The following is a 13,624-nucleotide window of genomic DNA, read 5'->3' on the forward strand; positions in this document are numbered from 1 at the left end:
CCGCAAGGCGCCTGCATTGTGCGGCGGTCGGGCCCCGGCAGCCTTCAGTCGCTGGCGTTGTGATTGCGAAACCATTGCGCCACCGCACCGTCGCCCTGGGCCGGCGCCTGCGTGGCCTTCACGCGGTCCGTCAGACCGGCGGACTTGCCCACGAAGTCCAGCGGCGCATCCCAGTTGAAATGCCGGTACACGGCCGCCGTCTGGGCGTAGGGCGGGCATTGCGCAAACAGCTGGAAGCTGAGCCGGTGGCCGGCGTGGTCCGAGTCGAGCAGGTCGCGCGCATAGGCCAGCAGCCTGCGGCGGTCGTCGGCCTGCGATTGCGGGCCGAGCGTGTAGAACTTGCGCAGCCAGGGGCCGGTTTCCTCATTCTCGAAGCTGGCGTGGTCCGGCGTCAGGCAGACCTGGCCGCCGCACAGCTCGCGCACGGTGTTCATCATGTGGTGCAGCTGGCCGGTGGCCAGCGACCTTCCGGTGAACAGCAGCGACTGGTTGGGCATCATCAGCCCGGCCGGGCTGCGCTCGGCCAGCGCGATGGCGGCCGTGAGGTGGGCGTTGATGCCTTCGCGGTAGCAGGCCAGGCCGGCCAGCCTGTCCTGCACGGCCTGCAGCTTCTCCACGCCGGTCTGGCGCGCGTTGTGCAGGGCCGTGCCTATCAGCATGTCGGCCAGCTTCAGGCTGCGCTGCAGGAAGGTGAAGGCCGAGTAGCGGTGCAGCGTCTCGCGCAGGAAATGGGCGGCCCGGGTGTGGCGGTAGAACAGCACGTTCTCCCAGGGAACCAGCACGTCGTCGAAGACCACGATGGCGTCCACTTCGTCGAAGCGATGGCTCAACGGATGGTCCTGGGCCGATGCGCGGGCGGCCAGGCCCGGGCGGCAGATGAAGCGCAGGCCGGGCGTGCCCAGGTCGCAGATGAAGCCTATGGCGTATTCGGACTGCGCCGCGTCGCCCCAGTGCGCCAGCCCCGGCTTGGTGAAGGCCTGGTTGGCATAGGCGGCAGCGGTCTCGTACTTGGCGCCGCGCACGATGACGCCTGCATCGGTCTCCTTGACCACGTGCAGCAGCACGTCGGGGTCCTGGTCCTGCGGCAGGCGCGAGCGGTCGCCCTTGGGGTCGGTGTTGGCCGATACGTGGAACAGGTCGCCACGCACCACGCGGCGGATGTGGGTGCGGATGTTGGCGGAAAAGCGCGGGTCCAGCTCGTTGAGCACGTCCTGGCCGTCGAACAGCGACCACATCTCGCCCACGCTCTCGTCGCCCACGCGCATGACCACGCCGCCCATGTCCTCCAGCAGCAGGTCGGTGGCGCGGCGCTTGTCCCACCAGTCCTGGCGCGTCAGCGGCAGCTTGTGGGCGATGGGGTGGCGCTCGCCGTCGCCTTCGTCGCAGGTGAGCGCGTCGCGCAGCGCGGCCTCGTGCTGCAGGTCGTACATGCGCGCGCGGATGTCCACCAGCGGCTTGAACATGGGGTGGGTGGTCACGTCCTTGACACGCTCGCCGTTCATCCAGACCCGCCGGCCATCGCGGATGGAGTCGCGGTACTGGCTGCCTGTCCTGATCATCAGCGGCTGGCCCACTTGCCGTCTTTGACCTCGTGCAGCTGCAGCTCCACGGGCACCTGCGTCTGGCCGTTGGCATCGAAAGTCACGGTACCGGTCACGCCGTCGTAGCGTATGGCGCGGATGGCCTTGGCCACGGCCTGCCGGTCCTTGGTGCCTGCCGTCTTGAGCGATTGCAAAAGGATGCCGGTGGCGTCGTAGGCGTACTTGGTGTACGGGCTCTCGGAGTCGGCATAGCCCTTGGCGGCATAGGCGCGGCTCATGGCGTCCAGCCGGGGGTTGGTCTGCGATTTGGGCGTGCCGACGATGGTGCCGTCCGCGGCCGGGCCGGCGATCTGGATGAGCTGCGGGTCGAAGATGCCGCTGATGCCCAGCATGGGCTGCTTCATGCCCAGCTCGGCCATCTGCTTGCGCACGATGCCGGCCTCGGTGATCACGCCGCCGAAGTAGACCGCGTCGGGGTTCAGGCTCTTGATCTTGGTGAGGATGGAGCGGAAATCCGTGGTGCCCACGGGGTAGCTTTCCTCGGCCACCACGCTGCCTTTTTCTGCCTTGTAGAAGCTGCCGAACGAGGCCAGGTTGGCGCGCCCGTAGTCGCTGGTGTCGGCAATGATGGCGATCTTTCTTGCGCCCAGGCCCGTGGCGGCCCAGGCGGCCAGGGGCTTGTTCTCGTTGACCAGGGTGGGCGTCACGCGCGTGGTGTTGGCGAAGTTCTGGTCGGTGATCTTGGGGCCGATGGCGCCCCAGACGATGAAGGGCATCTGCACGCGGTTGAACACCGGCAGCGTGGCCAGGGCCACGGGGCTGTTCCAGTGGCCGATGGCGCCCACCACGTCGCGGTCGTTGACCAGCTTGAGCGCGGCGGACACGCCGGTCTGCGGGTCGGAGGCATCGTCCAGCACCACGCCCTCCACCTTGAACGGCACGCCGGCCGTGGCATTCCACTGGTCTATGGCCAGCAGGAAGCCGTTCTTCGCGCCCAGGCCCTGCTGTGCGTTGCCGCCGCTGACGGGGCCGATGAAGCCCAGCTTCACGGTGGACTGGGACCAGGCCGCGCCGCAGGCCAGCGTGGTGGCGGCCAGCGCCAGGGCGGATGCGGCAAGGCGCCGGCGCGATGGCAGGAGGGCGGTGGTTGTCGTGAAGGCTTGCATGGTCGGTCGGTCCTTTTCAGGTGAAGACGAGGGGCAGCCATGGCGGCCCGGGGAGGCCGGGGCGGCGGGGCGCCACGGTGCGTGGCGGGCTGGCCGGCGCTGTCTGGCAACGCCGCCGGATCAATGTATCGCCGCACCTGCCCGGGACTGGATCGCGTTTTCCGAAGCAGCGCCTCGGCAAAAGCGACGCAGGTTTTGTGCGGTTTCTTGCTTCAATGGTTGCGTGACATGGAGACAAGCGAAGCCCCGCCAACCCGGCCGAACCCGACACAAGAGGAACCCTATCGATGCATGACGCGCTGTTCCAGCAACTCATCAACTGGCTGACCCTGGGCTGCATCTACAGCCTGCTTGCCCTGGGTTTCAGCCTGTTGTTTGGCGTGCTGCAGGTGATTCACTTTTCCCATGGCGACGTGGCCATGGTCGCCCCCTTCATCGCCCTGGCGGCCGTGCAGGCCCTGGCCACCGCGCTGGGCGGCTCGGCCCCCTGGCTGGTGCTGGGCCTGGCCTGCCTGGTGGCCATTGCGGCGGTGGGAGGGCTGGGCGTTGCCCTGGACCGGCTGGTGATCAGCCGCTTTCGCAATGCGCCGGCCATGATGCCGCTGGTGGCCACGGTGGCGCTGGGCATCGTGATCCGCGAGCTGATCCGCCACCTGTACCCGCAGGGCAGCAATCCGCACGCGTTCCCGGCGATTGCGCAAGGGGCCGTTCCCACCCCGTTCGGGCCGCTGCCCCTGATCAGCGTGGTCTCGGTGCTGGTGGCCATGGCGCTGGTGGGCGTACTGCTGTACGTGCTGCACCACACGCCCATGGGCATGCGCATACGCGCCGTGTCGCAGGACCGCGAAACCGCGCGGCTGTTCTCGATTGCGCCGGGGCCGGTGTTCCGCAACACCTTCTTCATTGCCTCGGCCACCGGCGCGGTGGGCGGCATCTTCCTGGCCAGCTATGCGGGCGTGGTGCGCTTTGACTTCGGCGTGCAGGCGGGGCTGATCGGCTTTTCCGCCGCGGTGGTCGGCGGCCTGGGGCGGCTCGGGGGCGCCATTGTCGGCAGCCTGCTGATTGCGGCCATCGAGACCATCGTGCAGGGCTATGTGCCCAACGGCACCTCGTACCGCCTGGTGTTCGTGTTCGCCCTGGTGATCCTGGTGCTGATCTTTCGCCCCGCCGGCCTGTTCGGCGTTCAGAAAATGGAGAAGGTGTGATGCAGACAACGACGATACAGGCGCCGCCGCAGGCGGCGCCACGGAGTGCGGGCTCGGCCGCCATCGTGCTGGGCGTGGCCCTGGCGGGCGCCGTGCTGCTGCGCCAGTTCCTGCTGGCCGAAAGCTGGATCACGGTGCTGGCGCTGCTGGCCTGCTTTGCCGTGGCCCTGGTCGCGGTGCAGAAACGCCCGCTGGTGGAGGACCGCATCGTGGCCGCCTTCGGCCAGTGCAGGCCGCTGGCCGTGGGCACGGGCGTGGTGCTGGCCCTGGTGTTTCCGTGGGTGCTGGGCGGTGACAGCTATGCCATGCACCTGATGATCATTGCCTGCCTGTACGCGGTGCTGGCGCTGGCGCTGAACTTCCAGCTGGGCAGCGCCAACATACCGAACTTCGCCACCGGCGCGTCCTACGGCATCGGCGCCTATGCGTCGGCCCTGCTGGCCATCCACTTCGGCGTGAGCTTCTGGATCTGCCTGCTGGTGGCCGCCGCCGTGGCCACGGTCTTCGGCTTTTTGCTGGGCCTGCCGTCCATGCGCACCCGCGACAGCTACCAGGCGCTGGTGACGATCGCTTTCGGCATCGTCGTGCACCAGCTGCTGATGAACCTGGAGTGGACGGGCGGCGCCAACGGCCTGGTGGGCATTCCTTCGCCCACATTGTTCGGCCATTCGTTCAACGACCCCATCACGCTGTGGGGCCACAGCCTGCCGGGCCAGGCCAACTTCTACTACGTGGCCGTCGCACTGCTGGGGCTGGCCATCGTCTCGGCGCAGCGCCTGCACAGCTCGCGCGTGGGACTGGCCTGGAATGCCCTGCGCGACGACGAGATCGCCGCGCGCGCCTGCGGCATCAACGTCACCTGGTTCAAGGTCAAGGCCTTTGCGGTGGACGCCTTCCTGGCGGGCTTCGCGGGCACGGTGTATGCGTTCTATGTGAGCTTCATCTCGCCGGACAACTTCACCTTCCTGGTGTCCGTGACCATCATGACGCTGGTGATCGCAGGCGGCATGGACAACACGCTGGGCGTGATCGTCGGCGCCTTCCTGCTGACCATGCTGCCGGAGAAGCTGCGGGCGTTTTCCGACTACCGCATCCTGTTCTACGGCCTGGTGGTGATCGCCTTCCTCATCATCCGCCCGCGCGGCATCTTCCCCCAACGGGTGCGCAACCATGAGCATTGATTCCCATCCCAACCACCATGCCGCGCCCGCAGGCCCGCTGGTCCTGGAGGGGCGTGGCCTGACCATGCGCTTCGGCGGCCTGACGGCGGTGCAGGGCGTGGACATCCACCTGGCGGCGGGCGAGGTGCTGGGCATCATCGGGCCCAACGGCGCGGGCAAGTCCACCTTGCTGAACCTGCTGACCGGCATCTACCAGCCCACCGAGGGCGAGGTGCTGCTGCAAGGCCGCTCGCTCAAGGGCATGGCCGCGCACGACATCGCGGGCGCCGGCATTGCGCGCACCTTCCAGACCAGCCGGCTGTTCGGCTCGCTGAGCGTGCTGGACAACGTGATCATCGGCATGCACGCGCGCACCCGCTGCGGCGTGCTCACCGCGCTGCTGCGCCCGGCCGTCTCGCGCGCCGAGATGAAGCGCGGCGCCGAGCGCGCCTGCGCGCTGCTGCAAAGCGTGTCCAGCGACCTGCACCAGCGCCGCAACGTGCTGGCCAGCAGCCTGCCGCAGGCCGACCGCCGCCGCCTGGAGATTGCGCGCGCCCTGGCCGCCGAGCCGCGCATCGTGCTGCTGGACGAGCCCTCCAGCGGCATAGACGACCGCGACACCGATGCGCTGATCGCCGACATCCAGCGCCTGCGCGAAGGCAATCCGGCGCTGGGCTTCATCATCATCGAGCACGACATGCGGCTCATCGCCACCTTGCCGCACCGCGTGATGGTGCTGGACTACGGACGCAAGATCGGCGACGACAGCTTCGAGGCGGTGCGCCGGCTGCCGCGCGTGCAGGAAGCCTATCTGGGCAGAAAGGCCAGCCATGCTTGAACTGGACTCCATCAGCACGCGCTATGGCGTGGTGAACATGCTCAACCAGGTCTCGCTGCAGGTGCCCGAGCACAGCATCGTCTGCCTGCTGGGCCCCAACGGCGCGGGCAAGACCACCACCTTCAAGGCGATCGCGGGCCTGCTGCCCGTGCACCACGGCGCCATCCGCGTCATGGGCCAGCCGCTGGCGCGCATGCGCACCGAAGACCTGGCCGGCCTGGGCGTGGGCTTCGTGCCCGAAGGGCGGCGCCTGTTTGCCGAGCTGACCGTGCAGGAGAACCTGAAGATCGGCCACGACGCGCTGCGCCCGCAGCAGGGCTTTGCCCAGGCGCTGGAGCGCGTGGTGGCCCTGTTCCCCCGGGTGGGCGAGCGCCTGTCGCAGGCAGCGGGAACCCTGTCCGGCGGCGAGCAGGCCATGGTGGCGCTGGGCCGCGTGCTCATGGGCGAGCCGCGCCTGGTGGTGATGGACGAGCCCACGCTGGGCCTGTCGCCCAAGCTCATCGAGGAGTACTTCGAGACGGTGCAGCGCATCCACAGCCAAGGCATCACCGTGCTGCTCATCGAGCAGAACGCCGAGGCGGCGCTGTCCATCGCCCACACCGGCTATCTGCTGCTCAAGGGCCAGCTGGTGGCCTCGGGCACGGCCAGCGAGCTGCTGGCCAACGACGTGGTGAAGCACCTGTACCTGTAGCGCCGCACGGGCGGCCTTCACCTCCTTCCCTTTTTTGTTGCGGACCACACCAAGGCAGTCGGCACCGCGCCGATGCGGGACGGCCTGCGCCTTTTTTTCCTGAGAGACCCACACCATGACAGCTGACATCCAAACCATCAACACGCTCGTGGTCGGTGCCGGGCAGGCCGGCATCGCGGCCAGCGAACACCTGAGCCAGCTTGGCGTAGAGCACCTGGTGCTGGAGCGCCAGCGCATCGCCCAGGCCTGGCGCACGGGGCGCTGGGACTCGCTGGTGGCCAACGGGCCGGCCTGGCATGACCGCTTTCCGGGCCTGGAGTTCAAGGGCGACCGCGACGGCTTTCCCGGCAAGGACGAGGTGGCCGACTACTTCGAGGACTATGTCCGCCAGATCAAGGCGCCCGTGCGCACCGGCGTGGAGGTCAGGCGGGTCACGCGCAACCAGGGCCGGCCGGGCTTCACGGTGGAAACGTCCGAGGGCGTGATCGAGGCCCGCAACGTGATCGCGGCCACGGGGCCGTTCCAGGTGCCGGTGATCCCGCCGATAGCGCCGGCTGCGCCCGCTGCACCCGCCGATGGCCGCCTGCTGCAGATCCATTCCGCGCACTACCACCGCCCCGCGCAGCTGCCTGAAGGCGCCGTGCTGGTGGTGGGCGCAGGCTCCTCGGGCGTGCAGATCGCTGACGAACTGCAGCGCGCGGGCCGCAAGGTGTTCCTGTCGGTGGGCGCCCATGACCGGCCGCCGCGCGCCTACCGCGGCCGTGATTTCTGCTGGTGGCTGGGCGTGCTGGGCGAATGGGATGCGGCCATTGCCAAGCCCGGCCGCGAGCATGTCACCATTGCCGTCAGCGGCGCGCGCGGGGGCCACACCGTGGACTTTCGCGCGCTGGGACACCAGGGCATCACCCTGGTGGGGCTGACCGAGTCCTTCGCCGATGGCAGGGTGCGCTTCAGGGACGACCTGGCCGAGAACATCGCCAACGGCGACGCCAACTACCTGGCCATGCTGGATGCGGCCGACGACTACATCCGCCGCAACGGCCTGGACCTGCCCGAGGAGCCCGAGGCGCGCAGGCGCCTGCCCGATCCGGAGTGCATGACCCATCCGCTGCGCGAACTCGACCTGGCCGCCGCAGGCATCACCTCCATCATCTGGGCCACGGGCTACAGGGTGGACTTCAGCTGGCTGCAGGTGGACAGCTTCGAGCCCGGCGGCAAGCCACGCCACCACCGCGGCGTGGGCCATGAGCCGGGCATCTACTTCCTGGGCCTGCCCTGGCTGTCGCGCCGTGGCTCGTCCTTCATCTGGGGCGTGTGGCATGACGCCAAGTTCGTGGCCGACCACATCGCCAAGCAGCGCCGCTACAGCGACTACGACGCCGCCGCCCGCAGCAGGTAGCAGGTAGCGCGCTCTGAGACACCTTCCCATCCACCCCCTGCAGGAGCCAGACCATGCCCACCCATACCCGCATCCGCATGTTCAACACCAAGGACACCTATCCCAACCAGTCGCTGGACAACGACCTGTGCCAGGCCGTGCGCGCCGGCAACACCGTCTATGTGCGCGGCCAGATCGGCACCGATTTCGAGGGCAACCTGGTCGGCCTGGGCGATCCGCAAAAGCAGGCCGAGCAGGCGATGAAGAACGTCAAGCAGCTGCTGGAGGAAGCGGGCAGCGACCTGTCGCACATCGTCAAGACCACCACCTACATCATCGACCCGCGCTACCGCGAGCCCGTCTACCGGGAAGTGGGCAAGTGGCTCAAGGGCGTGTTTCCCATCTCCACGGGGCTGTGCATCTCGGCCCTGGGGCAGCCGCAGTGGCTGATGGAGATCGACGTGATCGCGGTCATCCCCGATGACTGGCAGCCGCCGGCCAGCGCCTGAGCGTCAACCAAAGCAAGCACCTGGTACAGCCGCATCGGCAGGAGGAAGAAACCATGACTTTTTCGATTGTGGGGCGCTGCGAGCGCACCGGGCAGCTGGGCGTGGCCATCAGCTCGTCCAGCATTGCGGTGGGCGCGCGCTGCCCCTGGGTGCGCGCGGGCGTGGGCGTGGTGTCCACGCAGAACATCACGCTGCCCGCCCTGGGCCCGCGCGTGCTGGACCTGCTGGAGCAGGGCGCCGACCCCCAGGCCGCGCTGCGCCAGGCGCTGGACGACGGCAGCTGGCCCCAGTACCGCCAGGTCACCGTGGTGGACGCGCAGGGCCGCACCGGCGTCTTCAGCGGCAGCCAGGCCCTGGGCATCTTCACCAGCGCCGTGGGGCGGCAGTGCGTGGCGGCGGGCAACCTGCTGGCCAGCGAACGCACCATCGAGGCCATGGTGCCGGCCTTCGAGCGCAGCGCGGCGCTGCCGCTGGCCGAGCGCCTGCTGGCCGCCATGCAGGCCGCCATGGCCGCGGGCGGCGAGGCCGGGCCCGTGCATTCGGCCGCGCTCAAGGTGGCGGGCGAGCACAGCTGGCCCATGGCGGACCTGCGCGTGGACTGGTCCGAGCAAGATCCCATCGGCGCGCTGCAAGGCCTCTGGGCCGCCTACGCGCCGCAGATGCAGGACTACCAGACGCGCGCCATCGATCCCACGGCCGCGCCCAGCTACGGAGTGCCCGGCGATGAGTGAGGCGGCCGGGTAGCTGACACATCGCCTTGCCCGGGCGCACGGGCGTGTCGCGGCACTGGCATCGCGTTCACTTGGCGTCTGAAATCACGGGGGTATCGGGCGTCCAGCACGTGGTGCGGTTGCGGCCATTGCGCTTGGAGAAGTACATGGCGGCGTCGGCCCGCTCCAGGCAGCGCTCGACCGATGCCTCGCCCTCGTCCATGAGGCATACGCCCAGGCTCACGGTGAAGCGGATCGGGCTGTCCTGGCCCTGTACGGACACGGCCAGCGCCGCCACGGCCTCACGCAGGTTCTCCGCGCGCCGCAGTGCGGTCGGGGCGTCCACGTCCGTCAGCAAGACGGCGAATTCCTCGCCGCCCAGCCGGCCCAGCATGTCGCCCTGGCGCAGCTGCTTGGACACCGCGATCACCAGATGCCTGAGCACCTCGTCGCCCACGCCATGGCCGAAGCTGTCGTTGACGCGCTTGAAATGGTCGATATCCAGCATGATCAGTGCCGACGGATGGCTCAGTCCCAGGCGCAGGTGCTCCAGCTCCGACTCCATGCGCGTGATGAAGGCCCGCCGATTGCTGGCACCCGTGAGCGCATCGGTCAATGCCAGGGCTTCGAGTTGCGTTTCGCGCCTCTTGTAGTCGGTCACGTCGTGGAATACCCAGCAGTAGCCAAGCAGCCGCTCCTGCCTGCGAAGCGGCAGCAGCTCCGTTTCTATATGGCGGCCGTTGGACAGGGCAAAGATCGTTCGTTGCGACAGGGCACCTGCCCCCGGTTGCGGCGCAGGCTGCAAGGCCGTTGCCATGGCCGGGGGCAAATAGGACAGCAAAGTCTGCAGGCTTTTCCCCACAAGGTCCGTGGCGGACAGCGGCAGCTCGAACAGGTCCACCAGCATTGCGTTGCTTGCCCTGATGCACTGCCCCGCATCGTCGGTCACCAGGATGCCCGACGGAAATTTCTCGATGATGGCCTCCAGCCGCTGCTGTACCTGGTGCAATGCGCTTTCCGCCTGATGGCGGGCATCTACGTCGAACAGTGTCCAGATCACATTGCCCTGGGGGTCTTCGGGATCCAGCAGTGCCCCCTGCATGTCGAACCAGCGCATGTGGCCGCCCTTGACCTTCAGTGCCCACTCGGTACGCACCGTGCCCTTCAGGCTCAGGCGCTCGTACAGCGATGCGAAGCTGTCGAAACTGTCGCTGGACGGATGCAGCTGCTGGAATGAGCACTGCGGCTCGAGCGCGCCCGCGGCAAGGCCGAAGCACTCGGCTGCCCGGGCATTGGCGTAGACGATGCTGCGGCGATGGCTGGCGACAAGCACCAGGGCGCTTCCGCGCTCCAGCAGGGCGCTCACCATATGGGTCTGCTCCACCCGTTCCTGGATATCGGTGTGCATTCCCAGCATGCGCAGTGCCTTGTTGTCGGCATCGCGCAGGGTCACTTCCCCGCGCGATTCGATCCATCGCCAGGAGCCATCGGCCTGCCTTATGCGCATCTCGACACGGAATGGGTCGCCGTGTTCGAGGTGGCGCCTGAGCCGTTCCTGGACGCGAGGCTGGTCCAGTGGGTGCAGCAGATGCATGAAGCCGGCCACGGTGAACGAACCGAGTGCCTGGTCCGGCATGCCCAGCATCTGGTAGCAGCGGGCATCCCACAGCACCTGGTCGTGTTCGCGGTCCCACTGCCAAAGTCCGTCACGCACGGCACCGATGGTCAGCCGCAGCCGCTCCTCGCTCTCGTGAAGCGCCTTGCGCAGGCTTTCGTCCTGGGTGACATCGAGGATGTAGCCATGCCAGAGCACGGTTGCGTCTTCAGTGCGTTGCGGGCGTGCATGGCCCTGCAGCCAGCGCACGGAGCCATCGGCGGACTGTACGCGGTACTTGCAGGCCCAGTCCCCCTGGCTGCGCATCGCTTCGTCGATGGACCGCCTGAGCGCGGAGATATCTTCCGGATGAACCCGCTGTGCCAGGTCCTGCAAGGCAGGGTCTGCCGTATCCGGATCGATGCAGTGCATGGCATAAAAGCCGGGGTTGGCAAACGACAGGGCATAGTGGCCGGCAGGGTCCCAGCTGTACTGGAACAGGCCGCCCGGCACTTCCTGCGACAGGAGATGAAAGCGCTCTTCGGACTGGACCCGCTGGTCCTCCTCCCGCCAGCGCTGGAACGCCAGCCAGGCCGTCAGCATCCCGCCCAGAAAAATCAGCAGCGTGCCTATGCCGTTGCGCCACAGGCTCTGCCGTATGGTCTCGTTGAGCGGGCCGAACACGGCCTCGTGGTCCAGCCCCGTGCTCACCAGTATCGGAAAGCCGCTGACGCGGCTCCAGGCATACATGCGCTGTATTCCGTCGGTGCTCGCCAGCACCTCGTAGGTGCCATGCGTGACATCGGGGGCAAACAGCGCCACCCGCTTCGCGGGCAACTGGCGCCCGAGCACCCGATCCTGGTTCTGCGAGCGTGCAAGATAGGTGCCGTCCTCGCGCAGCAGCAAGATCACGTCGCGCGGGCTGTCGAAGATGGCCTGCAACTGCCGCGACAGGTACTGCGGCGACAGCGACACCACCAGCACGCCCGCAAACGCGCCACGGTGGTGCAGGGCGCGGCTCAGCTGGATACCCCATTGCCCGGAAACCCGTCCCTGTACCGGACGGCCAATGAAGGTTCCCTGCGTCAGGCCCTTCAGATGCGCCTGGAAATGTTCGCGGTCGAAAATGGACACGCCCTGCGCAGGCGGCTCCGAGGCTGCCAGGCTCGAATACACCACCTGGCCCTTCGCATCGGCCACGGCCACCTGGACGATGGTGCCGGGCGGATAGGCCTCCTGGACGCTGGCGACGGCCCGCCCGAACGCCTCGGAGTCACCCGACTCGTAGTCCTGGGCCAGGTCCCGCAGGGAATAGTTCAGGCCCGACAGCATGGTCCCGGCCTGCGCGGAAACCGCCTGGGACATCTGCGAGACGCGCAGCCATGCCTGATCCTGTGTGTAGCGCTGCATGTACTGGTGGCTGGCCAGCAACGCGGCCCAGTACAGCCCCGCTGCGAGCGCCATCAAGCAGACGCCTGCAATGACGGCCAACGATGTTCTTGCGTGCGAGCGCGAGGAAAGGGCGGGACGATGGATAGCGGTGGAACGAGAAGACATGCAACGCAGCGAGACAAGAAAAAAGATCTGCAACGCCAGCTGTCAACCGCAATGGCCCACCGATACAGCGCCCCGCACGCCACAGCGCTCGAGACGCAGGTCCTGCCTGCCGGTGGGCCAGAGCAACCGATATGACTCTGTGAATACGTCGCTCTATAAGCATGCTAACTCAGATGGGGGCCTGCGCGATAGCCAGCAAGTCAGGGCAGCAGCCGGCGCGCAGCCTATCCGCGCGTCCCGGATGTCTGGGGTGTCTTGGGTGTCTTGGGCGCCCCGGTCCTGGCAGCGTCCTGGACCTGCCCGGGCTGCGCCTGTGGAAACACCCGCGCGCACAGGAAGTCCACCAGTGCCCGCAGCTTGGGCGAGGGGTGCCTGCTGGCGGGCCACAGCACGTGGAAGACATTGGTGTGCTCCATCCAGTCCGCCAGCACGGGCTGCAGCCGGCCGTCGGCCAGCGGCTCGCGGATGGAAAAATCCGGCAGGTAGGCGATGCCCAGGCCCTGCAGCGCAAAGCACAGCCGGGTTTCGATGTTGTTGCAGATCATGGAGGTGGGCAGTTGCAGCTCGGGCGCGCCCGCTGCGCGCCGCAGCACCCAGGGCTCCAGCTTGCCGCTGTGGGGGTAGCGGTAGTGCAGGCAACTGTGTTGCAGCAGATCCTCGGGCACCCGGGGCGTGCCGCGCTGCGCCAGATAGCCGGGCGAGGCCACCAGCAGGTAGCCGAAGGCGCCCAGCCGGCGCGCGGACAGCCGGGAGTCGGCGGGCGCGCCCGTGCGCACCACGGCATCGAAGCCTTCCTCGATCACATCCACCAGCTGGTCCGTGAAGTCCAGGTCCAGCTCGATCTCGGGATAGGCGCGCATGAACTCGCCCAGCACCGGCAGCACCAGCGAGCTGACCAGGGGCAGGCTGACCCGCAGCCGGCCACGCGGCGCGGCGCTGGCCTGCGACAGCTCCAGCTGCGCGGCCTCGATCTCGGCCAGGATGCGCCGGCTGCGCTCCAGGAACAGCGTGCCCTCGGCCGTCAGCGTGATGCTGCGCGTGCTGCGGTGGAACAGGCGCACGCCCAGCCGGTCCTCCAGCCGCGCCACGCTCTTGCCGATGGCCGATGCCGAGACTCCCATCAGCCGGCCTGCCGCCACGAAGCTGCGGGTCTCGGCGACCTGCACGAACACCAGGAAACCGTTGAGGCTGTCCAAGGCCACTCCTTCATTGCGGACAGAAAGCTCCGCATAACCCGGAAATCTACCCCACTTTTTCTTTAATCGAGGGCTTTCT

The 13,624-nt window shown here is 68.0% G+C and carries 11 protein-coding genes; 7 read left to right on the forward strand and 4 right to left on the reverse strand.

Annotated features, from left to right (window positions below; all coding sequences use genetic code 11):
• Positions 1-44: 44 nt before the first annotated feature.
• Both DTS01S_RS12175 and DTS01S_RS12180 read right to left on the reverse strand, forming a co-directional pair.
• Positions 45-1,559: a 4-hydroxyphenylacetate 3-hydroxylase family protein gene (locus DTS01S_RS12175; RefSeq protein WP_061287820.1), complete on the reverse strand. Its 1,515-nt coding sequence runs from the start codon at positions 1,557-1,559 to the stop codon at positions 45-47.
• Positions 1,559-2,707, reverse strand: coding sequence for a branched-chain amino acid ABC transporter substrate-binding protein (locus DTS01S_RS12180; protein WP_061287785.1), 1,149 nt, complete (start codon positions 2,705-2,707; stop codon positions 1,559-1,561). The genes DTS01S_RS12175 and DTS01S_RS12180 overlap by 1 nt, the downstream gene beginning before the upstream one ends.
• 287 nt (positions 2,708-2,994) lie before the next feature.
• Between DTS01S_RS12180 and DTS01S_RS12185 the strand changes: the two genes are divergently transcribed.
• The 7 genes from DTS01S_RS12185 to DTS01S_RS12215 all read left to right on the forward strand — a co-directional run bounded on the left by DTS01S_RS12185 (position 2,995) and on the right by DTS01S_RS12215 (position 9,219).
• On the forward strand, positions 2,995-3,912 hold the full coding sequence (locus DTS01S_RS12185) for a branched-chain amino acid ABC transporter permease (RefSeq protein WP_061287786.1): 918 nt from the start codon (positions 2,995-2,997) through the stop codon (positions 3,910-3,912).
• The gene (locus DTS01S_RS12190) at positions 3,912-5,093 is read left to right on the forward strand and encodes a branched-chain amino acid ABC transporter permease (protein WP_026062742.1); all 1,182 of its coding nucleotides are present in this window, start codon (positions 3,912-3,914) and stop codon (positions 5,091-5,093) included. Before DTS01S_RS12185 ends, DTS01S_RS12190 begins: the two co-directional genes overlap by 1 nt.
• Positions 5,083-5,910 (forward strand): ABC transporter ATP-binding protein, encoded by an 828-nt coding sequence (locus tag DTS01S_RS12195; RefSeq protein ID WP_061287787.1) that lies wholly within the window; start codon positions 5,083-5,085, stop codon positions 5,908-5,910. Before DTS01S_RS12190 ends, DTS01S_RS12195 begins: the two co-directional genes overlap by 11 nt.
• Positions 5,903-6,601: an ABC transporter ATP-binding protein gene (locus DTS01S_RS12200; protein WP_016448200.1), complete on the forward strand. Its 699-nt coding sequence runs from the start codon at positions 5,903-5,905 to the stop codon at positions 6,599-6,601. The genes DTS01S_RS12195 and DTS01S_RS12200 overlap by 8 nt, the downstream gene beginning before the upstream one ends.
• Before the next feature lie 115 nt (positions 6,602-6,716).
• A complete protein-coding gene (locus DTS01S_RS12205) occupies positions 6,717-8,000 on the forward strand; it encodes a flavin-containing monooxygenase (RefSeq protein WP_061287788.1) in 1,284 nt (427 codons plus the stop codon).
• A 53-nt stretch (positions 8,001-8,053) separates the two neighbouring features.
• A complete protein-coding gene (locus DTS01S_RS12210) occupies positions 8,054-8,488 on the forward strand; it encodes a RidA family protein (protein WP_012204875.1) in 435 nt (144 codons plus the stop codon).
• Between the two features lie 53 nt (positions 8,489-8,541).
• Positions 8,542-9,219 carry a DUF1028 domain-containing protein gene (locus DTS01S_RS12215; protein WP_061287789.1) on the forward strand — a complete coding sequence of 226 codons (678 nt, stop codon included), beginning with the start codon at positions 8,542-8,544 and terminating at the stop codon, positions 9,217-9,219.
• A gap of 67 nt (positions 9,220-9,286) precedes the next feature.
• Here the strand turns inward: DTS01S_RS12215 and DTS01S_RS12220 are convergent, their stop codons facing one another.
• Positions 9,287-12,256, reverse strand: coding sequence for a diguanylate cyclase (locus DTS01S_RS12220; RefSeq protein WP_082774905.1), 2,970 nt, complete (start codon positions 12,254-12,256; stop codon positions 9,287-9,289).
• Positions 12,257-12,573: 317 nt separating this feature from the next.
• Positions 12,574-13,545, reverse strand: a complete 972-nt coding sequence (locus DTS01S_RS12225) for a LysR family transcriptional regulator (protein WP_016448196.1) — start codon at positions 13,543-13,545, stop codon at positions 12,574-12,576.
• Between the last annotated feature and the right edge of the window lie 79 nt (positions 13,546-13,624).

The sequence above is a fragment of the Delftia tsuruhatensis NBRC 16741 genome (genome assembly GCF_001571325.1).
GTDB classification, from domain to species: domain Bacteria; phylum Pseudomonadota; class Gammaproteobacteria; order Burkholderiales; family Burkholderiaceae_C; genus Comamonas; species Comamonas tsuruhatensis.

Coding starts and splice junctions, on each gene's coding strand:
- DTS01S_RS12175 (WP_061287820.1), bottom strand. CDS start 1,559: ATGATCAGGACAGGCAGCCAGTACCGCGACTCCATCCGCGATGGCCGG.
- DTS01S_RS12180 (WP_061287785.1), bottom strand. CDS start 2,707: ATGCAAGCCTTCACGACAACCACCGCCCTCCTGCCATCGCGCCGGCGC.
- DTS01S_RS12185 (WP_061287786.1), top strand. CDS start 2,995: ATGCATGACGCGCTGTTCCAGCAACTCATCAACTGGCTGACCCTGGGC.
- DTS01S_RS12190 (WP_026062742.1), top strand. CDS start 3,912: ATGCAGACAACGACGATACAGGCGCCGCCGCAGGCGGCGCCACGGAGT.
- DTS01S_RS12195 (WP_061287787.1), top strand. CDS start 5,083: ATGAGCATTGATTCCCATCCCAACCACCATGCCGCGCCCGCAGGCCCG.
- DTS01S_RS12200 (WP_016448200.1), top strand. CDS start 5,903: ATGCTTGAACTGGACTCCATCAGCACGCGCTATGGCGTGGTGAACATG.
- DTS01S_RS12205 (WP_061287788.1), top strand. CDS start 6,717: ATGACAGCTGACATCCAAACCATCAACACGCTCGTGGTCGGTGCCGGG.
- DTS01S_RS12210 (WP_012204875.1), top strand. CDS start 8,054: ATGCCCACCCATACCCGCATCCGCATGTTCAACACCAAGGACACCTAT.
- DTS01S_RS12215 (WP_061287789.1), top strand. CDS start 8,542: ATGACTTTTTCGATTGTGGGGCGCTGCGAGCGCACCGGGCAGCTGGGC.
- DTS01S_RS12220 (WP_082774905.1), bottom strand. CDS start 12,256: ATGGCGCTCGCAGCGGGGCTGTACTGGGCCGCGTTGCTGGCCAGCCAC.